At 46.5% G+C, this 23,886-nt stretch carries 18 protein-coding genes; 4 read left to right on the top strand and 14 right to left on the bottom strand.

Annotated features, from left to right (window positions below; translation table 11 throughout):
• Nucleotides 1-162 precede the first annotated feature (162 nt).
• The 6 genes from JHD44_RS12735 to cbiB form a co-directional block, all read right to left on the bottom strand.
• On the bottom strand, nucleotides 163-495 hold the full coding sequence (locus JHD44_RS12735) for a DUF1904 family protein (RefSeq protein WP_133562263.1): 333 nt from the start codon (nucleotides 493-495) through the stop codon (nucleotides 163-165).
• Between the two features lie 36 nt (nucleotides 496-531).
• On the bottom strand, nucleotides 532-936 hold the full coding sequence (locus JHD44_RS12730) for a DUF2914 domain-containing protein (protein ID WP_199463156.1): 405 nt from the start codon (nucleotides 934-936) through the stop codon (nucleotides 532-534).
• A 183-nt stretch (nucleotides 937-1,119) separates the two neighbouring features.
• Complete coding sequence (gene gpt / locus JHD44_RS12725) at nucleotides 1,120-1,617, bottom strand: xanthine phosphoribosyltransferase (protein WP_133562259.1); 498 nt, start codon at nucleotides 1,615-1,617, stop codon at nucleotides 1,120-1,122.
• A gap of 158 nt (nucleotides 1,618-1,775) precedes the next feature.
• Entirely contained in the window at nucleotides 1,776-2,294 is a 519-nt protein-coding gene (cobU, locus tag JHD44_RS12720; protein WP_199463155.1) for a bifunctional adenosylcobinamide kinase/adenosylcobinamide-phosphate guanylyltransferase, read from the bottom strand.
• A complete protein-coding gene (locus tag JHD44_RS12715; RefSeq protein WP_199463154.1) occupies nucleotides 2,291-3,355 on the bottom strand; it encodes an aminotransferase class I/II-fold pyridoxal phosphate-dependent enzyme in 1,065 nt (354 codons plus the stop codon). Before JHD44_RS12715 ends, cobU begins: the two co-directional genes overlap by 4 nt.
• A 3-nt stretch (nucleotides 3,356-3,358) precedes the next feature.
• Nucleotides 3,359-4,297, bottom strand: a complete 939-nt coding sequence (gene cbiB, locus JHD44_RS12710) for an adenosylcobinamide-phosphate synthase CbiB (protein ID WP_199463153.1) — start codon at nucleotides 4,295-4,297, stop codon at nucleotides 3,359-3,361.
• 103 nt (nucleotides 4,298-4,400) lie between these two features.
• On the opposite strand from cbiB, the gene JHD44_RS12705 reads away from it, so the two are divergent.
• Nucleotides 4,401-5,885: a cobyric acid synthase gene (locus JHD44_RS12705; RefSeq protein WP_199463152.1), complete on the top strand. Its 1,485-nt coding sequence runs from the start codon at nucleotides 4,401-4,403 to the stop codon at nucleotides 5,883-5,885.
• A gap of 324 nt (nucleotides 5,886-6,209) precedes the next feature.
• On the opposite strand, the gene JHD44_RS12700 is transcribed toward JHD44_RS12705, so the two are convergent.
• Entirely contained in the window at nucleotides 6,210-7,592 is a 1,383-nt protein-coding gene (locus JHD44_RS12700) for an MATE family efflux transporter (RefSeq protein WP_233402093.1), read from the bottom strand.
• Between the two features lie 174 nt (nucleotides 7,593-7,766).
• Here JHD44_RS12700 and JHD44_RS12695 point away from each other — a divergent pair, with 174 nt between their 5' ends.
• Nucleotides 7,767-8,678: a lysine exporter LysO family protein gene (locus JHD44_RS12695; RefSeq protein WP_199463151.1), complete on the top strand. Its 912-nt coding sequence runs from the start codon at nucleotides 7,767-7,769 to the stop codon at nucleotides 8,676-8,678.
• Between the two features lie 958 nt (nucleotides 8,679-9,636).
• Here JHD44_RS12695 and JHD44_RS12690 read toward each other — a convergent pair.
• The 3 genes from JHD44_RS12690 to JHD44_RS12680 all read right to left on the bottom strand — a co-directional run bounded on the left by JHD44_RS12690 (nucleotide 9,637) and on the right by JHD44_RS12680 (nucleotide 13,463).
• The gene (locus JHD44_RS12690; RefSeq protein ID WP_233402091.1) at nucleotides 9,637-9,897 is read right to left on the bottom strand and encodes a hypothetical protein; all 261 of its coding nucleotides are present in this window, start codon (nucleotides 9,895-9,897) and stop codon (nucleotides 9,637-9,639) included.
• A 77-nt stretch (nucleotides 9,898-9,974) separates the two neighbouring features.
• Nucleotides 9,975-11,471 (bottom strand): malate dehydrogenase (quinone), encoded by a 1,497-nt coding sequence (mqo, locus tag JHD44_RS12685; RefSeq protein ID WP_199463150.1) that lies wholly within the window; start codon nucleotides 11,469-11,471, stop codon nucleotides 9,975-9,977.
• Between the two features lie 471 nt (nucleotides 11,472-11,942).
• Entirely contained in the window at nucleotides 11,943-13,463 is a 1,521-nt protein-coding gene (locus tag JHD44_RS12680; protein ID WP_199463149.1) for a Ppx/GppA phosphatase family protein, read from the bottom strand.
• Nucleotides 13,464-13,914: 451 nt separating this feature from the next.
• On the opposite strand from JHD44_RS12680, the gene rho reads away from it, so the two are divergent.
• Both rho and JHD44_RS18955 read left to right on the top strand, forming a co-directional pair.
• On the top strand, nucleotides 13,915-15,180 hold the full coding sequence (gene rho, locus JHD44_RS12675; protein WP_199463148.1) for a transcription termination factor Rho: 1,266 nt from the start codon (nucleotides 13,915-13,917) through the stop codon (nucleotides 15,178-15,180).
• 165 nt (nucleotides 15,181-15,345) lie between these two features.
• Nucleotides 15,346-16,062 (top strand): NAD(P)H-flavin reductase, encoded by a 717-nt coding sequence (locus JHD44_RS18955; RefSeq protein ID WP_199463147.1) that lies wholly within the window; start codon nucleotides 15,346-15,348, stop codon nucleotides 16,060-16,062.
• A gap of 36 nt (nucleotides 16,063-16,098) precedes the next feature.
• On the opposite strand, the gene JHD44_RS12665 is transcribed toward JHD44_RS18955, so the two are convergent.
• The 4 genes from JHD44_RS12665 to JHD44_RS12650 all read right to left on the bottom strand — a co-directional run bounded on the left by JHD44_RS12665 (nucleotide 16,099) and on the right by JHD44_RS12650 (nucleotide 23,674).
• Complete coding sequence (locus tag JHD44_RS12665; protein ID WP_199463146.1) at nucleotides 16,099-17,649, bottom strand: M10 family metallopeptidase; 1,551 nt, start codon at nucleotides 17,647-17,649, stop codon at nucleotides 16,099-16,101.
• Between the two features lie 155 nt (nucleotides 17,650-17,804).
• A complete protein-coding gene (ppk1, locus tag JHD44_RS12660) occupies nucleotides 17,805-20,060 on the bottom strand; it encodes a polyphosphate kinase 1 (RefSeq protein WP_199463145.1) in 2,256 nt (751 codons plus the stop codon).
• A 139-nt stretch (nucleotides 20,061-20,199) separates the two neighbouring features.
• The gene (gene hemB, locus JHD44_RS12655) at nucleotides 20,200-21,204 is read right to left on the bottom strand and encodes a porphobilinogen synthase (protein WP_199463144.1); all 1,005 of its coding nucleotides are present in this window, start codon (nucleotides 21,202-21,204) and stop codon (nucleotides 20,200-20,202) included.
• 547 nt (nucleotides 21,205-21,751) lie between these two features.
• Nucleotides 21,752-23,674: an ABC-F family ATP-binding cassette domain-containing protein gene (locus JHD44_RS12650; RefSeq protein WP_199463143.1), complete on the bottom strand. Its 1,923-nt coding sequence runs from the start codon at nucleotides 23,672-23,674 to the stop codon at nucleotides 21,752-21,754.
• Nucleotides 23,675-23,886: the final 212 nt, after the last annotated feature.

Genomic DNA, 23,886 nt, shown 5'->3' with positions numbered 1-23,886 from the left:
TCCCTCGCACAGCGAGGTCCTACAAAAGCTTAGTCCTCGCGGGAATTGGTTTGGGATTAAGATGATGTTTCAGCAATTGTAGGACCGCGGTTTCCGCGGGAACTTCATATGGGCATGCAAGGTTGATCCCTCGCGCAGCGAGGTCCTACAGTAGCAAATCACTTAAAAATGTTCGCCATTCTCGTAATAATCACGCCCTTGGATATCATGAAACAGGGTGGTGATATCTTGTCCGGCTTCAATCATCGGGCGCAGCAGATCATCAATGGCCTGTGCCACTTTAGTTTTCACCTCAGCACCACGATCAAACCATAAAATTTCGATAAACGGGTAAGCAGGAGAAGCACCGCCCACCGCGAGGAAAATAGAAGACTGATACTCTAGAGTGAAATGCGAGTTAGGGGTATCGGTAAGTTCTGCTAACGTTTCAACTAACGTATCAGACACAGATTCTAAATCTTCAAATGGCAAACCACGAACGCGAATATGAGGCATCAGAGTAGACCTTTTATTAGTAAACGTTGCTGCAGTTTACCATTCATCGACATAGTCAAACGAGCGACTTTCTAGTACTTCGCCATCTTTAACAATATCGACCGACCATTTGCCATCGAAACCTGGCATTAGACGTTTGCTCGACCAAACACGCCAGCGATCACCACCAATATCAAAAGGAATTTCAGCTTCAATCACACCGTCTAACTTCCAAACGTGTGTTACTTGGTCGCCTTCCATATCACGCAGATCAGTAAAAAAGTAGACGCGCTGGATTTCACCATATTCGACCTTGATCACATCCCCTAATTCATCGATGGGTTCACGATCTAATACTTCCGAAGCAAATAGAGCACGCGCAACCGTACCCTCAGCCATCGCTAATGGCACAGATAAGGTTGCAATACACAGCAGAATGGAGCGGATAAACGTGTGGTACATAGGAATTCCTACTCAGTCTATTAGATAAAATACCCTAACTCTGTGAGAGTATCGCTTCAAGCTTATTAAGTTAGCCTAAATTCCGCAGGACCACGCGTTATTTTATGTAGCAATATGCAATGTCCGAGCGAGGGCGCGATTCTATCGAAATGCCCCCCTATAACTCAAAGACCTTTACAATAATTAGCCCTTCTGACGATCGGCAAGTGGCGTTGAGAAAGTGTATTCCATATCCCACGGAAAGCGAATCCAAGTGTCTTGGCTCACTTCTGTTATAAACGTATCCACCAATGGCTTACCGGCAGGCTTCGCGTAAATCGTCGCGAAATGGGCTTTTGGTAGCATCTTACGGATCTCACGCGCGGTTTTGCCTGTGTCCACTAGATCATCAATCAGGATGTAGCCTTCGCCATCCCCTTCCACACCCTTTAGGATACGAAGATCGCCCTGTACATTGGCTGCACCGCCCTCTTCTGAAGAGTCATAGCTCACCACACAAATCGTATCGATCAAGCGAATATCCATCTCACGACATAAAATAGCCGCAGGAACAAGGCCGCCTCGAGTGATCGCGATAATGCCTTTCCAAGGCCCTTGCTCAAGCAAACGCCAAGACAAAGCGCGAGCGTCGCGATGTAATTCATGCCAAGAGACAGGGAAATCTTTTGAGTAGGGGGTCATGGTGTGCTCCTCAGCTATCTAGTCAGCTAACTTTATGAGCAAAAATAATGCCCAAAAAGCAGTCAAGATCGGTTAAGCGGCGTATTTTAGACCAATCGGTTAAGATTTTTCCATATAAAAACACCTGAAATCTGTGTAAATGATCGAAAACTTGATATTTACGACTTCAATGCCATCGGTAGGCCGGCCGTCACCAAGGTCACTTGGTCGCAACAAGCCGCCAACCGCTGATTAAGAACTCCTATTTCATCACCAAAGCGCCGAGCCAACGCATTCATCGGCATGATGCCTAAGCCCACTTCGGCTGTGACCAAAATGATCGGTAGAGGATAGCGTTCAAGCACGTCTAAAAACAGCTCTCGTTCCCTCTCCAACAAAGGCTCATCTTCGGCACAAAGTAAGTTCGTTAACCATAGCGAGCAACATTCAACAATCACACCAGCGTTAGGTTGCTCATTCGCCACACGCTGCATTGTCTCTGCAAGCTTGATAGGCTCTTCAATTGTCTGCCAATGATCGGGGCGATAGGACTGATGTTTGGCAACGCGATCCGCCATGCCCTCGTCCCACACTTGAGAGGTTGCAATGTAGACAATTTGCTCACGTTGCTCCGCGATCCAGCGCTCTGCAAACTGACTTTTACCGCTGCGAACACCACCTAGTACCAAATGCTTCATCCCAGCTCCTTAAGTTGATGTCCTTGCAATAATCTCACCAAGCCATGATTTAAGCGTTGCATCTCATGACCTGCAGGTAACGATAATCGCACCCACCCTTGCCCAAGGCGAATATGGATGCCCACACTATGCAGTGCTTGAACGGCTTTTAACGCCTGATCCTGTTCTAGTTGCCAAGTGTAAAATAAAGGCGTGTGTATCATGACCTGAGAGTCAAATAAGGTGTTCAACTTAGGAACCATATTTGCCTCAAAATAGGCATGACGCTCAGCTAGCGATGCAAGCGCTTCTGCTTGCCAATCTCTATCTTTGAGCGCTTGAGTGACTAAGTGCAGCGCTGGGGTGGCCACTGGCCATGGACCTATAAGCGATTGTATCGACGCTTGAAATGTCGAATCGCCAAAGATAAAGCCCACTCGAGCACCGGCTAAGCCAAAAAATTTCCCCACCGAACGCAGCACAAAACAGCCGCTTGGCAATGGCGCATTTAGCCAGCTCGCCTCAGGTGTCGCATCCAAAAAGGCTTCATCCAACACCAAATAACGCTCAGAGGTTTCTAATAGCACTTTTAACTGCTCAGATTGATCTGTCGTTAAGTATTGCCCAGAGGGGTTATTCGGTGAGATCACTACTGCAATATCCCATTCGTTAGTCAAAAGCTCACTAACATCTTGGTATTCACTTACCTCATAATCCCATTTGCGCCAGCTATAGCCATGTTCTTGATAACCAACGGCTGGAACCCACACTTTTTTGCGTTTAACCCTTTCAACTAACAACGCGGGCAATATTTCAATAAACTGCTGCGTGCCCGTGCCAATGGCAAGTGGGGTTAAGCCAAAGTAGTCGTTCGCCGCCTCCTGTAATGCAAATGCATCCGGTAATTCATACCAAAGCTTGGCACTGTTTTCTAAAAAAGACTCAGGAATTGGCCAAGGTTCACGATTGCAAGCAGACGACAGATCTAGCCAATGATCAGCACTATTCGGATCAAGGTTTTCACTGCGTAAAAAAGCTGCTAAATCACCACCATGCTTAGGTGGCTCTAATTCAAAATTCATAAGTTATATTAATACCAAAATCAATAACGCCCATAGGTAGACGCCTTTATCCACCAGCTCTACTGCTCGATCCAAGTCCCCTGCTTTAGGATCTGGCCCTTCCCCTAAGGCAGGGCGCTGTTGGGCTTCGCCAAAATAGATCGCCGTGCCGCCAAGAGAGACTTGCAAAGCGCCCGCGCCCGCGGCCATCACAGGCCCAGCATTGGGACTTTTCCAACCACGGCCTTGATGCCAAGCACAATGCAACGCACGCTTGCTGTTACCAAACAATGCATAGGTCAGCACCACCAAACGAGCGGGGATAAAGTTCAGTACATCGTCTATGCGCGCTGCACACCAACCAAAATGCAACAGATCAGGCTTTTTATAACCCCACATTGCATCCAGTGTGTTGGATAAACGATATAAAATGGCACCAAAAGGCCCTAACACTAAGAACCAAAAAATCGGGGCAAATACCGCATCGCTGCCATTTTCAAGCACGGATTCCATGCTCGCCTTCGCAATCTGAGTTTCGTCGAGCTCTGATGTATCACGGCTAACGATGCGCCCCACAGCTGCACGTGCTTTAGGTAAATCTTGATCATGTAGTGGCTTAGCAATGGCAAGGGCGTGCTCGCGCAAGCTTTGCCAACCGATGGTGAAATACAACACCACCGTGCCGAGCAGCCATTCGAGCCAACTTGGTAGCATCCACAAGATCAGAGTCAGCACCATGGCACAGGGTAACACCGCCAGACTCCATGCCATGACGCCATTTAAGCGTTGTAGCGATGAACTGGCCGATAGGGACACCTGCCAAGTTCGACGATAATAATTCGCCCAATTACCAAACCAAATCAAAGGATGCCATGACTGCGGTTCCCCAAGCCAGCGATCTAAAATCAACGCCCCAAGCAACGCCAACGCCGTGCTTGAGAAAAACTCAAAAAGAAAATCCATCAGCTTGTCCGCAGTATCATTCAATTAACATTCGTTTTATTAATCCGTACGCTAATGCGCTAGAATTTCACCTTATTGTAAACAATCGAACGGACAAACCCACATGCGTTTTTTTAATCTTATGGTGCAAGGTACTACTTCAGATGCAGGAAAAAGCACCTTGGTAACGGCTTTATGTCGCTTGATAAAAGAACGCGGACTGAATGTGGCACCGTTTAAACCGCAAAACATGGCGTTAAACAGCGCTGTCACCGCCGATGGTAAAGAAATTGGCCGTGCTCAAGCGGTGCAGGCTTATGCCGCAGGCCTTGAGCCCGATGTGCATATGAACCCTATTTTGCTTAAGCCCAATACCGATATTGGTGCTCAGGTGATTATTCAAGGTCACTCAGTCGGTAATATGAATGCCGTGGGGTATCACGAATACAAAACCATCGCCATGACTGCCGCGCTCGACTCATACCAGCGCTTAGCGGATCAATACGACTGCGTGGTGATCGAAGGCGCAGGCAGCCCTGCCGAAATTAATCTTCGTGCCCGTGATATCGCCAATATGGGCTTTGCCGAAAGCATCGATTGCCCGGTGATTATCATTGCTGATATCGACAAGGGCGGTGTCTTTGCGCACTTAGTCGGCACTTTAGAACTGCTTTCACAGAGTGAACAAGATCGCGTGATTGGCTTTGTGATTAACCGCTTTCGTGGTGATATTGCCTTACTGCAATCTGGCCTTGATTGGCTTGCAGAGCACACCGGCAAACCGGTTCTTGGGGTGTTACCTTACTTGATGGGCTTCCATTTGGAATCCGAAGATGCCGTCGCCGCCAGCCCAACCAAACAAGACTCAGAGACTAAATTGCACGTAGTGATTCCGGTGTTGCCACGCACCAGCAACCATACAGATTGGGACGCTTTGCGCTTACACCCTAACGTTCAAGTTACCTTGGTGCGTAAAAACGAGGCCATTCCTCCTGCCGATTTGGTGATTTTACCTGGTAGCAAAAGCGTTCAAAGCGATTTGGCTTTCCTACGTGAACTGGGTTGGGAAGACTACATTGCCCGCCACCTTCGTTACGGAGGTAAAGTGTTGGGGATTTGTGGCGGCTTCCAAATGCTTGGGGAATACCTAGATGACCCGCTTGGTATGGAAAACGCCGAACCCTCCTGTGCCAAAGGCCTTGGTTACATCCCCATGCGCACTGAGCTAAAAGACGGCAAGCAACTGAAACAACGCACTGGCGTCATTTCATCACTCGGCGATGCTGATATCAAAGGCTATGAAATCCACAGCGGCGTCTCAGAGTTTCACCAACATGTGCAACACTTCGCCACCCTCGAAAACGGCGAGTTAGAAGGCTACCTATCCGAAGATAAACAAATTATAGGTACTTACCTACACGGTTTATTCGATGATAAACAGGCTTTAAAAGCCCTGCTCGACTGGGCCGGAGCCATCGACAGCCAGGACTTCGACTACGAAGCCTACCGCGAACAAGAAGTCGCCCGCCTTGCAAAAAGCTGCGATGAACACATGGATATCGATGGATTAATAGAACAATGTCGAGTCTTTCAAGAAAAGCGTTTGTAGAACCGTTTCCTGTGCGACTTCGCTGTGCGAGGGAATAAACTCGCATGCCCGTATGCTGTTCCCACGGGAACCGCGGTCCTACAATTGCCGAAAGCTCCCACGTTGGCAAGCCTTGTACGACCTCGCTGTGCGAGGGAACAAACTCGCATGCCCGTATGCCGTTCCCGCGGGGACCGCGGTCCTACAATTGCCCAAAGCTCCCACGGTGGCAAGCCTTGTACGACCTCGCTGTGCGAGGGAACCAACTCGCATTCCCATATGCCGTTCCCGCGGGAACCGCGGTCCTACAATTGCCGAAACAGCATCACATGTCGTATGCCGCTCCTACGCAACTTCCTCTGGGTGAGGCAGTTTCTTATTGTGGAATTTTTTTAGCGTCATTCGATAACGCGCCAACAAAATCATTGCCAAAATGGTTAAGCCAACCCCTAAACCAACGTATAAGCCGCGCACATTTAACGTATCTGACCACGGGCTTAAGTGGGCTAACCAATAACCTAAAGGAATGCTTAGGCCAAATAACGAGACCGCCATGGCAATCATGCTGGAGCGGGTATCTCTGAAGCCACGCAATGCTCCAGTGAAGACGGTTTGTACCATGTCAGGAAATTGGTAGGTTGAGGAAATCAGCAGTATGCCCGCTGCCATGGCTGCGACGACTTCATTAGAACTGAACAAGAATGGAATGCGATCATGCAAGCCTTGCGTGACGATGAAGCAGATCGACACATAGCCAAATCCTAGCGCGAGAATAATACGAACTCTTTTTTGTACGGCGTCGATGCCATCGGTCGCCATAGCCTTTGCTACTACAATCGCAGTCACCGCACTCATTGCCATCAATGGTGTAAATAGAATCGTACAGTAAGACATAACGATTTGCCCTGCACCTAGCGCGAGATCACCAAATGCTGAGATAAGCCAAGTTAGTGATGAAAACAAACCAATTTCAAAAGAAAATGCAAAGCCAGCTGGCAGACCAACACCGAAGAGAATACCGGGGTTACGCACATAGTACCAATCAATACGGCTAAACAAAGTATCCCTGTTGACTCGCAAGTCATAGAACACAAACACTAATAGCGATAGCCATACAGATGCTGCGGAGGCAATGGCCGCTCCACTCGCCCCCATTTCAGGGAAGCCAAAGTTTCCATAAATCAGCAGGTAATTAAACGTTATGTTGAGGATCAAACTTAGCGTTGCCACCAGCAATGGAATACGTGGCTTACCTGCTGCTTCAAATAAATTTTTATACGATGTCATCAATGCCAACGCCATAAACGTCGGTGAGAAAAAATATAAATACTGCGCCGTAACACGTTGTGTTTCCGCTTCACTGGCCATCATCTGAGCTACCATGGGTAGTAATGTGACGCTTAAGATAGCGCCAATTACACCCAATATAAGTGATAAACCAAATGCTTGTGACATATATAGGTTCACCAGTTTTCGTTGACGTCCATGAAGGTGTCGAGTAATCAAAGGTGTTAGGCCAAATGTCACGCCAATCATAAAACAAGCAACAGGCCCCCATAGACTGGACGCGAGGCCAACCGCGGCCAAATGCAGCGAATCGTAGTGACCCAACATAATTGTATCCACAAGACTGATGGATAATTCCAAAGTCATGGTAAGAATCATTGGAAACAATAAATGAAGGATTTCACTTAATGCGGGGTAGCGCTTAGCAAACGTGGTCAACATGATTTTCAGATCTATGAAAGGAATTCAATTAAGTGTGCGGCGAATTTATCACCAAGTGGTCAACTTTGCACGACAAGTCAGTATAATTGCACCAATTGTGTGCTTTTCAACGTCCTTAATGATGGTTATAAGCCTACCCTTTAGTTTTCAAAATCGATTTAGGATCAATCAATTATGACCATTCTATCCACTCTTGGACCATTACTCGCCGCGTTACTGTTTGGTTATTGGGTGAAGGTTCCTTTAGCCACTCCTGAGCGTGTCGCGAAAGGTTTGTCGCAGCTTACTTATCTTATCCTTGGGTTAATTGGTTACAGCATAGGCGCACTGGATAATTTAGCCAGTAAAGTGGCGATTGCTGGCTACCAGGCAGTTGTTTTCTTTTTCGCTATTACCGTACTGCCTTTATTGGCATTGTGGATAAGCGGTCAAGTTTTCCACGCTGGCGCCAGCAAGGTCATGCATGTGGATAATAATTCATCAACAAAGCATGCCTTAGTGGATGCAGCGAAAACATTGAGCTGGGTTTTAGGCGGTGTTTTGGTTGGATGGCTACTAAAAAGTTGGATTCCAAGCGTGGATGAACTAGTCACTTGGCTACTGTATTTATTGCTGTTTTTGGTCGGCTGTCAACTGCGTCAGGGTAACTTCCGTTTACGTAAACTATTTCTAAACACTCAAGGGGTCGCTATTGCATGCACCACCGTCTTCGTAACGCTCTTAGCAGGATTAATAGCAGGCTCTCTAATTGGTTTAGAATGGAATAAAAGTTTAGCCGTGGTTTCAGGATTTGGATGGTACAGCTTATCTGGCATCTTGATTACAGGTCTTGGTGACCCAGTACTCGGCACGACCGCTTTCTTACTCGATCTTGGCCGAGAAATCATCGCTTTAATGCTTATTCCTGCTTTAGCTCGTATCAATAGCCACCTTTCGGTTGGTATTTCAGGGGCCACAGCTATGGACTTTACTTTACCATTACTGGGCAAAGTCCATGGCGCTGAAATCGTCCCAGTTTGCATCGCTAGTGGCTTTATTATGAGCTTCTTGGTACCTGTATTAATCCCGCTGTTTATGGGGATGTAAGCATTTTTGTAGGACCTCGCTGCGTGAGGGAACAAACTCGCATTCCCCTATGCTGCTCCCGCGGAAACCGCGGTCCTACAATTGCTGAAAATAGCATTACAAAACCAAATCCAACGGGAGCAAAGCCATGTAGGGGCTCGCTATGCGAGGGAATAAACTCGCATTCCCCTATACTGCTCCCGCGGAAACCGCGGTCCTACAATTGCTGAAAACAGCATTACAAAACCCAATCCAACGGGAGCAAAGCCATGTAGGGACTCGCTATGCGAGGGAACAAACTCGCATTCCCCTATGCTGCTCCCGCGGAAACCGCGGTCCTACAATTGCTGAAAACAGCATTACAAAACCAAATCCAGCGGGAACAAAGCCATGTAGGGACTCGCTTTGCGAGGGAACAAACTCGCATTCCCCTATGCCGTTCCCGCGGAAACCGCGGTCCTACAATTGCTGAAAACAGCATTAAAAAACCAAATCCAACAGGAGCAAAGCCATGTAGGACCTCGCTGCACGAGGGAACAAACTCTCATTCCCCTATGCTGCTCCCGCGGGAACCGCGGTCCTACAATTGCTGAAAACAGCATTGCAAAACCAAATCCAACGGGAGCAAAGCCATGTAGGACCTCGCTGCGCGAGGGAACAAACTCTCATTTCCCTATGCTATTCCCGCGGGAACCGCGATCCTACAATTGCTAAAAACAGCATTACAAAACCAAATCCAACGGGAGCAAAGCCATGTAGGACCTCGCTTCGCGAGGGAACAAACTCGCATTCCCATATGCCGTTCCCGCGGAAACCGCGGTCCTACAATTGCTGAAAAAAGCATTAAAAAACCAAATCCAACGGGAGCAAAGCCATGTAGGACCTCGCTTTGCGAGGGAACATACTCGCATTCCCATATGCCGTTCCCGCGGAAACCGCGGTCCTATAAAACCAAGGGAACAGCATGGCAGCCCTAAAATTATTTAGTCACTTTCTGCCAAAGCTCTAAGATCGCGTCTTGGTCTTTGCCTGTCACACCTTCTGCTGTTAACGTCGCTTTAAGCTCTGTTTCGAAATAAGCATCAAATTCTTCTGTTCCTTCGCCTTCAGCGGCGCTGTGCAAACCAAGTAACCCTAATAAGTAGGCGCAGTAAAACAGTTGGTCGCCATCATCGGCTTGGTGCTCTAGCTCTCTTAGTTGTTCTGATAAAGCATCGGAGCGTTCTGCGAAAGTGATCATAATTTCCTCTCTGGCAATAGAAGAAAAGCCGAGTTCACGTGAATGAACTCGGCTTTAGTAAGGTAATGCATGTAAGCTTAAGGTTTAAGCTTCAATGTCTCAAGCGTTCGCGAGCGAATCTCAAGTAATAGATCCGTGTTTTCTACGAGAGATTGACCGTAGGAAGGCACCATTTCTTTCATCTTCGATTGCCACTCATCTGACTTCATTCGGTCAGCAAAGCTTCGTTCTAGGATGTTGATCATGGTATTCACTGTTGTCGATGCACCTGGTGATGCACCCAGTAAAGCCGCAATAGAACCGTCTTCCGATACAATCGCTTCTGTACCAAACTCAAGTTTACCAGCACCATCTGGGCCTTTTTTAATGATCTGCACACGCTGCCCCGCGTACGCCAACGACCAATCTTTATCTTGAGCATCTGGGAAGAAGTTACGCAATGAATCACAACGATCCTTGTGAGACTGACGTACTTCACTGATCAAGTACTTAGTTAGATCCATGTTGTTTTTACCAACACTCAGCATGTTACCAAGGTTGTCAGAACGAACACTTTTCACTAAATCAAACACCGAGCCTTGTTTCAAGAACTTGGTCGTAAAGCCTGCAAATGGACCAAATAGAATGGCTTTTTTGCCATCGATGATACGTGTATCCAAATGCGGTACAGACATCGGTGGTGCACCAATTGGTGCTGCACCGTATACCTTAGCGTGATGTTGCTCAACTAGCTCTGGCTTCTCACACACCAACCACTGACCACTCACAGGAAAGCCGCCGTAGCCTTTGCCTTCTTTGATACCGGACTTCTGTAACAATGGTAACGCACCGCCACCCGCACCTAGGAAAACAAACTTGGCTTGTATATCGCGACGTTTACCCTTTTGATCAACGGTTACCTGCCAAGTGCCATCAGGTAGTTGTTTTAGTCCTTCGACTTCTGCATTTAATTCGATGTTGACGCTGTCTTGCGTCTCAAGGAACTTCGCCATATTTCGTGCAATAGCACCGAAATTCACATCCGAACCGTGTTCAATACGAGTCGCAGCGATTGGTTCATCACTGGTACGGTTTTGCATGATCAATGGCATCCACTCTGTCATGGTTGCCTTATCTTCAGTGTATTGCATTTCGCGGAATGCTGGATGCGCACTCATCGCTTCAAAACGGGATTTCAGTTTTTTCACATTGTCCGCGCCCCACACAAAGCTTTGGTGTGGCACACGATTAATAAACTGTGCTGGCTCAGGTAGTAGGCCTTTCTCAACAAGGTAAGACCAAAACTGAAGGCTTACTTCAAAGGCAGCATTAATGTTAACTGCTTTATCGATGTTAGTGGAACCATCAGGATTTGGTGAAGTGTAGTTTAGCTCACAGTATGCCGCGTGCCCGGTACCTGCGTTATTCCAACCATCGGTACTTTCTTGCGCTACTTTTTCCAAACGCTCAACCATTGTTATGGATAATGAAGGGTCAAGTTGTTTAAGTAGCATGCCTAGGGTAGTGCTCATGGCACCGCCGCCTACGAGTAGTACGTCTACAATGTTTGAGGTCATATGAGTTCGCCGTATCATAGCCAGTTGTAGTTTGAGAGTAATAAGGAAAAGGGCTGTAAACCATCTATAAAGGAAGGTGCGAATACGAACCACTACAGACGCATTCGGACTGTCCCTCTGCAATCTGGGTAAAGATCATTGCACTTCCTCATTACTCCCCTGAGAACGCTGTTCGTTACGGAAATACGCCGTTAAGAACGTATGCGATCAACCATGCAAGGGTTTTGAGCAGGTGTGTCGCAGATTATACGGATTTTGACGGCAATGTCTTGATACCTTGGTATTAGATTAGCAATCTTTCGTAATAAATAGCACACCCCCTTTGTTCACTTATAAAGTTCATAAGCAGCTGTTTATTCTATTTTTTTTGGAAAATCAAACAGAGCAAATAACAAAAAAGCAGGCTCATTTAGGCCTGCTTTATAAACTTACGAAATACCCGACATCAACCAGAGCTGCGTCGGATTTAGTCATATTGATTCTTACAAACTAACTAAATGTGAAGGTATAACCTGCAAAACTTAGATAATCCGCCTCGCTCTGTAAGTTAGCAGCGGTCAAAGGCCTTGCATCCAACCAACCAGGTAGGAATTCAGCATGTAAAGATTTATCGCTCGCTTTTAATGTAAAGATCGGCATATCACCTTCTTTACGATCAATATGTAATAGAATTGCCAAACGAAGCAAAATCGCTAAGCGGTCTAAATCCTGCTGATCGCCTTTAGTAAAACGATACTCCAATGACTGAGTAAATTTACGACGATGACGTAACACCAAGTTTGCGAGTGCCTGTTGCTCTTGTTGGGAGAAGCCAGGCATATCCGATTCGCTAATAATATATGCACCATGCTTGTGATAACGGCTATGGGAAATGCCTAAACCACATTCATGTAATAAGCTTGCCCAACGTAAAATGTCTTCACTTGAAAGTGAGGCAATCCCCCAATCTGATCTTACCTGTTCCAGCATTGATAAAGAGGTATGTGTTACCAACTTAGCTTGCTCGGTATCGATATGATATTGGTTGAGCATGTAGTTAACCGTACGTTCACGAATATCGCTGTCAGCATAACGCCCCATGATGTCGTACAGAACACCTTCACGCAGTGCTCCATTCGAAAAATCCATTTGCTTAATGCCGAAACATTCAAATACAGCAGTCAAAATGGCAATACCCGCTGCAATGGTGGTCTTTCGCTCAGGCTTCAGGCCAAGTAGGTTGATATTGTCTGCATGACCCGCATCGAATAATGCCTTTTGAATCTGTTTCAAGACTTTAGGTGTGACGCCTTTTTTGCTCCACCCCATTTCCAAAGCGATGTTATACGCTGCTTTGATCGTGCCCGATGAGCCAATGGCAACATCCCACCCTTCATCTAAATAATCGTCTTGAATACTTAATAGCTCCAAACGAGCAGCTGTCACGGCTTTTTGGAAATTCGACTTGGTAATCGTGCCATCAGCAAAAAATCGTTGTCGATAGCTAACACAACCCATGTGAAGACTTTCAGTTAAAATAGGTTCGAGTTGCTGACCGATGATGAATTCCGTCGAGCCACCACCGATATCAACGACAATGCGCTTTTGCTCACCATGATCCATGGTACGCGCCACACCGACATAAATTAAGCGCGCTTCTTCTCGACCTGCGATGATTTCAACGGGGTGACTAATGACATCCATAGCCTTGGAAATAAAGTCATACCGGTTTTTGGCAGCACGCAATGCATTAGTGCCAACGATACGTACGGAGCCAAGTGGAAAATCATCAATCACTTGGGCAAACTGGGCAATGCAATCAATACCACGTTGTTGAGAAGCTTCGTCAAGCGTGTCGTCTTCTTGTAGGCCAGCCGCTAGTTGGACTTTATCACCATATTGACCAGTGATACGCAATTGGCCATGAGTGACTTGCGCAACCACCATATGAAAGCTGTTTGAGCCTAGGTCGATTGCGGCAATTTTTTCAAATGGGAAGTCATGGGATTGTTGCACTAACAGTGATTGCATCCATTATCGCCTTTTTGAGATTTCTGTTAATTAGCGGAAGATTAACTGGTTTAAACTCTCGTGTCATGAGTAAATTCTGTGGTCTTTTTTCGCTTCCGACTCGATCCAAAGCAAAAGTTTTACGAAAAATGATCAAAAAACTAACAAAAAAGACGCTTTTAGACCTTTTAAACTATAGACCTAAAGAAATTGTCGCACTATAGTTAAGCAGTCTTATGGATATCAGAGGCAAAATGCCTTTGTATGCATGACTCCAATCAGGTAATACACGCTGTTCGACTTCGCCCATCGCGAACAATCAGAACTCCAGCCATGGTCATACCCGTAGCCGGTCTTCGGTGTCGAAAAGCATTTACATTTAATACTTCCGACACTGATCATTATTGCTGTGTTATTACACCCAGATGGTCCCGTCTTTTTCTCAATATGAGCTAACTACAAACATTCGTTTATGAACCTTACCGAACTAAAAAAGAAATCAGTCCCTGAACTATTAGATATCGCAGCGGAAATGGGGTTAGATAACCTTGCCCGCTCCCGAAAACAAGATGTTATCTTCGCGATCCTAAAGCGCCACGCGAAAAGTGGTGAAGATATCTACGGCGATGGCATCCTTGAGATTCTACAAGACGGCTTTGGCTTCTTACGCTCTCCTGATAGCTCATACTTAGCTGGCCCAGACGACATTTACGTCTCGCCAAGCCAAATTCGACGTTTTAACTTGCGTACAGGCGATACGATTGCCGGCAAGATCCGTCCACCGAAAGATGGCGAACGTTACTTCGCACTATTAAAAGTCAACGAAATCAACTTTGATAAACCTGACAGTGTTCGTAACAAAATCCTTTTTGAAAACTTAACACCTCTGTTTGCCGACGAGCGCTTGGTGATGGAGGCCGGTAATGGCTCCACAGAAGACGTTACTTCTCGAATCATCGACTTGGTCGCACCAATGGGTAAAGGTCAACGTGCCTTGGTGGTTTCTCCACCAAAAGCTGGTAAGACCTTCATGTTGCAGAACATCGCTAATGCGATTACTCGTAACAACCCTGAATGTCACATGATCGTACTCCTAATTGACGAGCGTCCTGAGGAAGTAACTGAGATGTCTCGTACCGTTCGTGGTGAAGTGGTCGCGTCTACATTCGATGAGCCACCAGCACGTCACGTACAAGTAGCTGAAATGGTAATCGAAAAAGCGAAGCGTCTTGTTGAACACAAAAAAGACGTGGTTATCCTATTGGATTCGATCACACGTCTAGCTCGTGCTTACAACACGGTTATACCATCTTCTGGTAAAGTTCTAACCGGTGGTGTGGATGCTAACGCGCTTGAACGCCCTAAGCGTTTCTTCGGTGCAGCACGTAACGTTGAAGAAGGCGGTAGCTTGACCATCATCGCTACAGCGCTTGTGGACACAGGCTCTAAGATGGACGAAGTTATTTTCGAAGAATTTAAAGGTACGGGTAACTCTGAGTTACACCTTGATCGTAAGATTGCTGAGAAACGTACTTTCCCTGCGATCAACATTCGTCGTTCAGGTACACGTCGTGAAGACTTGCTAACCACCGAAGATGAGCTACAACGTATGTGGATCCTACGTAAGCTTTTGAACCCGATGGAAGACATTGCTGCGACGGAGTTCTTAATTGACCGCTTAAAAGTCACTAAGACAAACGACGAGTTCTTCGAGTCAATGAAAGGCAAGAACAAGTAACAGAATTCAATTTGCTCTAAGAATAAAAGCCACTTCCACACTTCATGGGTGAAAGTGGCTTTTTTTTGCGACGAGCAACGATATAATGCGCTAAATAGCAACCATTCTTATAACAATCATTAAGCTGCCTAAGCAGCATCCAGAGAACACAACGGAGTTATCTAGGTGAAAGACGTTAACGCTACCGTCATTCGAGTCGAATCACTCAATGACACAGTGTACAAAGTAGATTTAGAAATCAAAGACAGCCCGTTTATCGCTGGGCAATACTTAATGATCGTTCTACCAACTGGGGAGAAAGTCCCTTATTCCATTGGCAGCGCGCCACATGAACTGCCTCACTTAAGTTTGTACATCTTAGTATCTGACCAAGAATCCCTAGCTTATAAAGTGGTCGAACACCTGAAGCACAGTCCAAGCGTAGATCTAGTGCTACCTGGTGGTGACGCACACATTGAAAAAGCACCTGCCGAACTTGGCGCTCCCTTGCTATTGATTGCTGGCGGAACAGGGTTCGCGCAAATGAAAAGTATCTTTGATGACCTCGTTCACAAAAGCTACCAAGGTCCTGTCCACTTTTACTGGGGCCTACGCACCTCGGCTGATACCTTTGTGATGGACTGGATTAAAGACCATCAGTCACCAGAAAACTTTCATATCCACGTGGTGGTTAATGAAAAGAGTGATGACTGGGATGGTCGCACTGGCTGGCTTTACGAAGCCATCCTAGAAGATCACCTAGAACTGGCTGACAGCCACGCTTTCATCAGTGGTTCAGTGGGAATGGTGTATGGCACGCTTGATCAACTAGAAGCTCGTGGTATTCAAGAAGCAAACTGCCATTCAGATGTGTTTGCCTACGCGCCACGTCCAAAAAAATAAAAGAAGCGCCAAGTGCTTTGAAGCACTTGGCTAATTTTATGCGATCGATTCACTGGTATCAGAATAGTGAATCGTCTCAATCCCGATAAGCGTTGCCGCAAAGTTTTCACCAATAATATGATAACCGTCATCGTCCAAATAACGCGATACGCTGTCGTATTCGACGTCTAACACGACCGAATCTAAACCGTCACCACCATCCACTTGATCATAACCACCTTCACCAAGGTAAATCGTATCGTTTCCAAGACCTGTGAATATAAGGTTGTTTACAGAGTTGTCGTTAACGAAATCGTCGCCTTGCCCAGTAATAACGTTTTCGATCACTACACCATATGCAATCCCTAGATTATTCTGGTTCAAAAAAGCTTCTTCGCCTAAGGATTCGATAAATTCTTCAATGTAACTGACGGCCCCTGATCCAGATAGACCAGCCGCTCTTCCAACTTCAAGCGCCTCTTCATAAGCCGTTCTTTGCGAAACTGAAGATACCGAGTAATCATCTAGATTAATAATACTGCCATACGTTGCATCACTTACATCAATTGTATCAGTACCACCTGCGTCCCAAATGGTCATATAATAACCCGAAGCGTCTTCGAACATACGCGTGCTTTCATCGTATATATAGACGTTATCTTCTGTATTTGTTGTCAAATCAGCGCCATACAAAGCTTGTAACGCAGCCACATCAATGATTCCCAAATCATCTCGATAAGCCCCTACGGTATAAGCACTATAGCTACGACCAGAAAGCTCCGCTTCTACAGCGTAACCACCATAAATTGTGTAGCTCATTACACTGTAATAAAGGCTATCATATTCAGAATCTAGCACTGTGCCTTCAAAGGTATGATCTAAGCCCATAGCATGACCCAACTCATGGGCCATTGTGTAAAGTCCATAGCCACCGACCGAGTAATAACTCGAATCATCGTCTAAAGCTGAAGCATTCAAAAATATATCACCGCCGATACCATCACCAGGGTAATACGCAAACGCTTCCGCATCCGTTTGCTCTACCGCAACCACTTGAATATCCGCTTGCGAACTAACGCTCGCTTCAACTAAGTCAACATCAGTGAACTCATTCTGTCGTGCGACTATACTCTCAAACGCGGCTTGTTCTTCTGAATTCAAGGCTCGCCAGCCTGAGGAGGTATCAGTTCCTTCATCTTCATGAGCGGCAGGAATAGAAGTAGGAAAGCTATAACTAATCGTATCGCCTGTCCAACTCTCTCCCCCAAGAACGGAATCAACATAAGCCGTTGACTCATCCGCTAACGCTGCCACAGTTGAGATGGTTGAGCTATAGGCAGCAAGAGCTAATGCTAAATTTGGGCTATAAGAAATCTCTGTAATTGGCTTACTGCTACTGGTATCAAACCCAAGGTAAGAAAAGAACGCTTTCACCTCCGTTTCCGTGACACTTTGCCCATATAACTCAGCCAACATCTCAAAGGTAACACCGTAATTACCGGCCACTTCATAAATGACGCTTGGGGTAGATAGATTGCTGTAAATAAAGCTTTTTGCCTCGTCAAAAGAAATGCCATAAGAGGCCAGTAGCGTCGTCACATTACTCATAAATACTCCTCTGACAAGACATCAGACACATAGCTAATAACCTATTAATAATAAGCCAAAACACTTTATTGACAATAAAAATTACACTCCAAAAAAATGGCTGGAAGTGCGGTGAGCACTTCCAGCCATTTCTTTTTACAGCACAGACTAGGGTATCAACGAGCGTTATCCGCTAAGTCATTGAGTAAAGCTCGCTGTGCGCTGCGGTACTCCCCTTTACGAGGCTTCGACAACTGATACGAGCCGTCACTTTGCAGTAACCAACTTTGAGTATTATCTTTTAAGTAATACTCTAACTCTTTCTTCACTCGACGAGCTAGCTTGTAATCTTGGATCGGGAACGCCACTTCAATACGGTTATTCAAGTTACGATCCATACCGTCAGCACTCGACAAATACACCAAAGGCGTACGGTTATTATAGAAGTAATAAACGCGCGTATGCTCTAAGAATCGACCAATAATACTGCGTACTCGGATGTTAGATGAAACGCCTTTGATTCCTGGGCGTAAGGTACAAATACCACGCACGATTAGATCAATCTTCACACCCGCTTGAGAGGCTTTATATAGGGCCTGTACTAGGCGCTGTTCGGTTAGTGAGTTCACCTTAATAATGATGCGTGCAGGCTCACCGTTTTTGGCATTTTCAGCTTCGTTGGCAATCATATCCAATAATCGATCACGCAATGTAAACGGCGCATGCAAAAGCTTCTTCACCTTAAGCTCTTTACTCATGCCGGTTAGCTGCTGAAACACGCGGTGAACATCATCACCGATTTCTTTATCACAAGTTAAGAAACTGTAGTCAGTGTACAAACGTGCGTTGCCGGCATGATAGTTACCCGTCCCTAGGTGAACATATCGAGTTAATTCCGCCCCTTCACGACGAACGATTAGAATCATTTTCGCGTGAGTCTTATGACGTACCACACCATATACCACAATTGCCCCAGCATCTTGTAAGCGGCTCGCCAAGGCCAAGTTTTCGGCTTCATCAAAGCGTGCGCGTAACTCAATAACAACCGTTACTTCTTTACCATTTCGCGCAGCTTCTACCAAAGCATTAGCAATCGGCGAACGCGCTCCAGTCCGATATAGCGTCTGACGAATTGCAATGACGTTAGGGTCTTTTGCCGCTTCGCTCAACATATCAATAACTGGAGAAAAGGTCTCAAAAGGGTGCATCAACAAGTAATCACGCTGACGGATCGCCTCGAAGATATTACTCGATTTTGCTAATTTATTCGGCAAGCCTGGTGAAAACGGGGCGTACATCAGATCTGGGCGATTAACCAGCTCCAATACTGCCAATAAACGGCTTAAGTTCACTGGTCCATCTATTTTGTATAAGTCTTTATCAGACAATTCAAACTGCACCAATAAAGAATCTACAATATGAGGTGGGCAATTATCGGCAATCTCCAAACGTACAGAGCTACCGTAATGACGACTCTGCAGCTCAGTTCGAAGCGCCCCAGCTAAGTCTAAACCAATGTCATCGGAGTCGACTTCTAAGTCAGCGTTACGGGTTAAGCGGAATTGGAAACAGCCTTTCACAGTCATGCCAGGGAACAACTGATCAGCGTGGGCGTGAATAATAGAAGACAAGAACACCATATTGTCCCCGCCTTCACACACATCGTCTGGCAACTTCACCAAACGCGGCAATGAGCTCGGAGCAGGCACGATGGCAAGGCCATTTTCACGACCAAAAGCATCACGGCCTTCGAGTTCCACGACAAAGTTAAACGTCTTGTTTGCCAAACGAGGGAATGGGTGCGCTGGGTCTAGTCCCACAGGGCTAATGATCGGCAGCACGTTGTCGCGAAAATAGCGCTTGACCCAAGCCGCTTGTTTCTCGGTCCATAACGTTCGACGAATAAAGTGAATATTCTCTTCTGCTAATTTTGGGAAAATGATGTCATTTAAAATACGATACTGACGTCGCACCAATTGGTGGGCATGCTCGCTGATTAGGTCTAACACCTTCGCTGGGTGCATGCCATCTGGACCATTTTTCTCACGACTGTATTCGATTTGACTCTTCAGACCCGCAACACGGATCTCGAAAAACTCATCCATGTTGGAGCTAAAAATACACAGAAACATCAACCGGTTTAGAATCGGATGATTTTCATCCATGGCTTGCTCAAGCACACGAGCATTGAACTGAAGATGACTGAGTTCACGGTTAAAATAGAGTTCAGGATCCGACAGATCGATGTCTTCCGGTAAGCGCTCCTCAATCGCCAAACGAGTAGGTTCAATTGGCTGTTCAGGAATAGGCTCTAAAATAAGCTCTTCAGTCGCCTCTGCAATTTGTTTTTGCAGATCTTGAGACGATTTTGCTTCACCAGCAGAAGCGGTGTTTTGAGACCCTTTTTTTTCGTTTACAGGCTGTTCAGACATTTCGAGTCAGCTCCAATAGCGTGCCATCATGAGTTCCATGTTGCTTCTCACAAAAAGTAAGAAGCAACTTTAAAATTTATACCAACGTTGCCGCTGGGTCACGACTTCTGAGCTGAATTTTCGTTATCCAAACATAAAATTAGACAGATCGTGATGTATTTTGCAAAAGTAAGGCTGCATCTTTAGCGAAATAGGTCAAAATACCGTCAGCACCAGCTCGTTTGAACGCTAGCAATGACTCCATCATCACCTGATCCTTGTCTAACCAGCCATTTTGAAACGCTGCCATCTGCATCGCGTATTCGCCACTTACTTGGTATGCGTATGTCGGTACACCCAGCTCGGATTTCACTCGACGCACTACATCTAGGTACGGCATGCCAGGTTTTACCATTACCATATCCGCGCCCTCTTCAATATCGAGTAAAACTTCGCGGATCGCTTCATCGGTATTCGCAGGGTCCATCTGGTAAGTAAACTTATTACCTTTACCTAGATTACCTGAAGAACCAACCGCATCGCGGAATGGACCGTAATAAGCCGAAGCATATTTGGCTGAGTAGGCCATAATGCGAGTGTTAATAAAGCCTTCTAACTCCAAGGCTTCGCGGATCGCACCAATACGCCCATCCATCATATCGGATGGTGCAACGACCTGTGCACCGGCTGCGGCGTGAGACAAGGCTTGCTTAACCAACACCTCAGTGGTGATGTCGTTTAGCACATAACCGTCATCGTCGATGATGCCGTCTTGACCGTGTGTCGTGAATGGGTCCAATGCCACATCTGTCATCACCCCCAACTCAGGGAAATGCTGGCGTAGTGCGCGAATAGCACGTTGCGCTAAACCATCTGGATTGTAAGCCTCTTCGGCCTGCAGTGACTTTTTACCTTCCCCCACGACAGGGAAAAGCGCCACCATCGGAATGCCTAATGCCACCAGTTCTTCTGCTTCTTTTAACAGCACATCAATCGTGACGCGCTCAACCCCAGGCATTGATGGCACTACTTCACGGGTGTTTTGCCCTTCAATGATAAACATAGGGTAGATCAGATCGTCTGCACTCAAGCGATGCTCACGCATTAAACGACGAGAGAAATCATCTTTACGCATACGGCGCATACGAACAAATGGAAAGGTCATGACCAGCTCCTTACATTACGGGTCGTAAACTATAAACAAATTATGACAATTAGATTACAGTCAGAAAAATTATCCAATAAAACAAGGGAAAGCCCATTAGTAACGGCTTTCCTCAACTGTCGATCGGATCATTCTAGAGCAAAAGAAAGAAGAATATCTTGATGTTATTCAGGAAATTTATAGAAAGTGATTTAAATCGTTGCTTTGTACGACCTCGCTGCACGAGGGAACCAGCTAGCATTCCCAAACACTGTTCCCGCGGGAACCGCGCTCCTACAATTTATTGTTTCTGTGGTGATAAAACCGCGTAGGACCTCGCTGCGCGATGGAACAACCTTGTATTCCCAAACACTGTTCCCGCGGGAACCGCGGTCCTACAACTTATCGTTTCTGTGTTGATAAAACCCTGTGGGACCTCGCTGCGCGAGGGAAAAGCATTGCATTCCCAAACGCATTTCCCGCGGGGACCGCGGTCCTACAATTGCTGGGAACAACCTCGCACTCCCAAACACTGTTCCCGCGGAAACCGCGGTCCTACATTTTTGGTTTAAAGCGCTGCTTCGGCCTGTTCTAATTCATCTTGCGCTTCAAACCAAGCTTCTTCCGCTTCTTCAAGGGACTTTTTCCATTTGGCTTCGTCTGCAAGCAGAGCTTGAAGTTTGTCTTTATTCGCCGCTTCGTACAGGCTGTTGTCAGACATCGCTTCGCTGATGGTATCTAAATGGGATTGTGCGGTTTGCATGGTTTTCTCGTGTTTTTCAATCGCTTTACGCAGCGGACGCAGCTTTTCACGCAGCTCCGCGGCTTTACGGCGCTCTTCCTTACGATCCACTTTATCGGCTTTTGCTTCATTCGCTACCGCGCGCTCTGCTTGATTCGCTTGTTGCTGGCGCGCTTGAAGCCATTGATGATAAGAATGCAAATCCCCATCAAAGGCTTCGATTTTATGGTCCGCCACCAAGAAGAACTCATCCACAGTACTGTTTAATAAGTGACGATCGTGGGATACCACCAAGATCGCACCGTTAAATTCTTGTAGCGCCTCCGTCAGGGCTTGACGCATTTCGATGTCCAAGTGGTTAGTTGGCTCATCAAGAACCAACAGGTTTGGCTTACGCCATGCAATCAAAGACAACGCTAGACGAGCCTTTTCACCACCGGAGAAGCCTTTTACCGCACGCAGCGCATCATCGCCAATAAAACCAAAGCCACCCAGGTATTTACGCACATCTGCTTCCAATGCCGTCGGCGTGATACGTTGAATGTGTAATACTGGTGATGCCTCTAAATCTAGGGCGCTCAGCTGATGCTGAGAGAAGTAACCGATTTTCGTGTTTTCACCGTATACACGCTCGCCATTAAGCAAATCTAACTCCTGCACCAAAGATTTAATCAACGTTGATTTACCCGCACCGTTTGGCCCAAGTAAACCAATACGTTGGCCATCACGGATCGAAAAATTAGATTGCGGCAACTGCACCTTATGCGAGCCGTCTTCCAGCACATAGCCTAGATCCGCTTGAATCAGACTAACCAACTGCGCGGATGTTTTCTCCGCCATTGGAATTGAGAATTCAAACTGAGAATCAATGTGTGCAGGACCAATCTGCTCCATTTTCTCCAGCATTTTCAAACGACTTTGCGCTTGCTTGGCTTTCGTTGCTTTGTAACGGAAACGATCTACGTATTCTTGCAAGTGGGCGCGCTTACGTTGCTGTTGCTCAAACATCGATTGCTGTTGCGCTAAGTGCTCAGCACGCTGGCGTTCGTAATCGCTGTAGTTACCTTTGTAGAGGTTCAATTTCTTCTGATATAGGTGAACAATATGGCTACAAATTCCATCAAGGAAATCACGGTCGTGGGAGATCAACAATAATGTGCCAGGGTAATTACGTAGCCAGTTTTCCAGCCACATCACCGCATCCAAGTCCAAGTGGTTGGTTGGCTCGTCCAATAGCAGAATATCTGATGGACACATCAGCGCTCGGGCAAGGTTCAAACGAATGCGCCAACCACCTGAGAAGTCTGCTACTTTTTTCTGCATATCGGCCATTTTAAAACCCAAACCTTGCAGCAAGGTTTCACCACGGGCTTGTGCCGTGTAACCGTGAGCATTTTCGTATTCGCTTAACCAATGGGCATGGCCATGATCATCGCCTTTGGCTTGAGATTCTTCGATTTTCGCTTCGATCATGCGTAAACGGTCATCACCATCAAGACAATATTCCAAAGCGGTACGATCAACGTCCTCTACCTCCTGCGCCATAAACGAAATACGACGCTGGCCCGGTAAAATCACCTCCCCCGTATCGGCGTGTAGCTGACCGCGCACCAAGGCAAACAGAGACGACTTACCCGCGCCGTTCGCACCAATCAAACCCACCTTTTGACCTTCAAAAATGGTCATATCGGCCTGTTCAAGCAAAAACTGCGTGCCACGTTGCAAACTGACTTCGGAAAACTGGATCATGAAAACGTCTCTGATTGTGTAGATAAATAAAGCGAAAGGCGCATTTTAGAGGATATTGCACACAGCTAACAGAGGGGAATTCCAAGCAATTGTAGGACCGCGGTTACCGCGAGAACATCGTTTGGGAATTCAAGTTTATTCCCGGCAATTGTAGGACCGCGGTCCCCGCGGGAACAGCATTTGGGATGACAAAGCTTTTCCCTCGCACAGCG

Origin of the sequence: Marinomonas ostreistagni, from assembly GCF_016461785.1 — a bacterium.
Lineage (GTDB): Bacteria > Pseudomonadota > Gammaproteobacteria > Pseudomonadales > Marinomonadaceae > Marinomonas > Marinomonas ostreistagni_A.
This window is presented reverse-complemented; position numbering and strand designations above follow the sequence as displayed.

What these genes read in the sequence shown, in the direction of transcription:
- JHD44_RS12735 (WP_133562263.1), bottom strand. Translation starts at nt 495, where the DNA reads ATGCCTCATATTCGCGTTCGTGGTTTGCCATTTGAAGATTTAGAATCT.
- JHD44_RS12730 (WP_199463156.1), bottom strand. Translation starts at nt 936, where the DNA reads ATGTACCACACGTTTATCCGCTCCATTCTGCTGTGTATTGCAACCTTA.
- gpt (WP_133562259.1), bottom strand. Translation starts at nt 1,617, where the DNA reads ATGACCCCCTACTCAAAAGATTTCCCTGTCTCTTGGCATGAATTACAT.
- cobU (WP_199463155.1), bottom strand. Translation starts at nt 2,294, where the DNA reads ATGAAGCATTTGGTACTAGGTGGTGTTCGCAGCGGTAAAAGTCAGTTT.
- JHD44_RS12715 (WP_199463154.1), bottom strand. Translation starts at nt 3,355, where the DNA reads ATGAATTTTGAATTAGAGCCACCTAAGCATGGTGGTGATTTAGCAGCT.
- cbiB (WP_199463153.1), bottom strand. Translation starts at nt 4,297, where the DNA reads ATGGATTTTCTTTTTGAGTTTTTCTCAAGCACGGCGTTGGCGTTGCTT.
- JHD44_RS12705 (WP_199463152.1), top strand. Translation starts at nt 4,401, where the DNA reads ATGCGTTTTTTTAATCTTATGGTGCAAGGTACTACTTCAGATGCAGGA.
- JHD44_RS12700 (WP_233402093.1), bottom strand. Translation starts at nt 7,592, where the DNA reads ATGTTGACCACGTTTGCTAAGCGCTACCCCGCATTAAGTGAAATCCTT.
- JHD44_RS12695 (WP_199463151.1), top strand. Translation starts at nt 7,767, where the DNA reads ATGACCATTCTATCCACTCTTGGACCATTACTCGCCGCGTTACTGTTT.
- JHD44_RS12690 (WP_233402091.1), bottom strand. Translation starts at nt 9,897, where the DNA reads ATGATCACTTTCGCAGAACGCTCCGATGCTTTATCAGAACAACTAAGA.
- mqo (WP_199463150.1), bottom strand. Translation starts at nt 11,471, where the DNA reads ATGATACGGCGAACTCATATGACCTCAAACATTGTAGACGTACTACTC.
- JHD44_RS12680 (WP_199463149.1), bottom strand. Translation starts at nt 13,463, where the DNA reads ATGCAATCACTGTTAGTGCAACAATCCCATGACTTCCCATTTGAAAAA.
- rho (WP_199463148.1), top strand. Translation starts at nt 13,915, where the DNA reads ATGAACCTTACCGAACTAAAAAAGAAATCAGTCCCTGAACTATTAGAT.
- JHD44_RS12665 (WP_199463146.1), bottom strand. Translation starts at nt 17,649, where the DNA reads ATGAGTAATGTGACGACGCTACTGGCCTCTTATGGCATTTCTTTTGAC.
- ppk1 (WP_199463145.1), bottom strand. Translation starts at nt 20,060, where the DNA reads ATGTCTGAACAGCCTGTAAACGAAAAAAAAGGGTCTCAAAACACCGCT.
- hemB (WP_199463144.1), bottom strand. Translation starts at nt 21,204, where the DNA reads ATGACCTTTCCATTTGTTCGTATGCGCCGTATGCGTAAAGATGATTTC.
- JHD44_RS12650 (WP_199463143.1), bottom strand. Translation starts at nt 23,674, where the DNA reads ATGATCCAGTTTTCCGAAGTCAGTTTGCAACGTGGCACGCAGTTTTTG.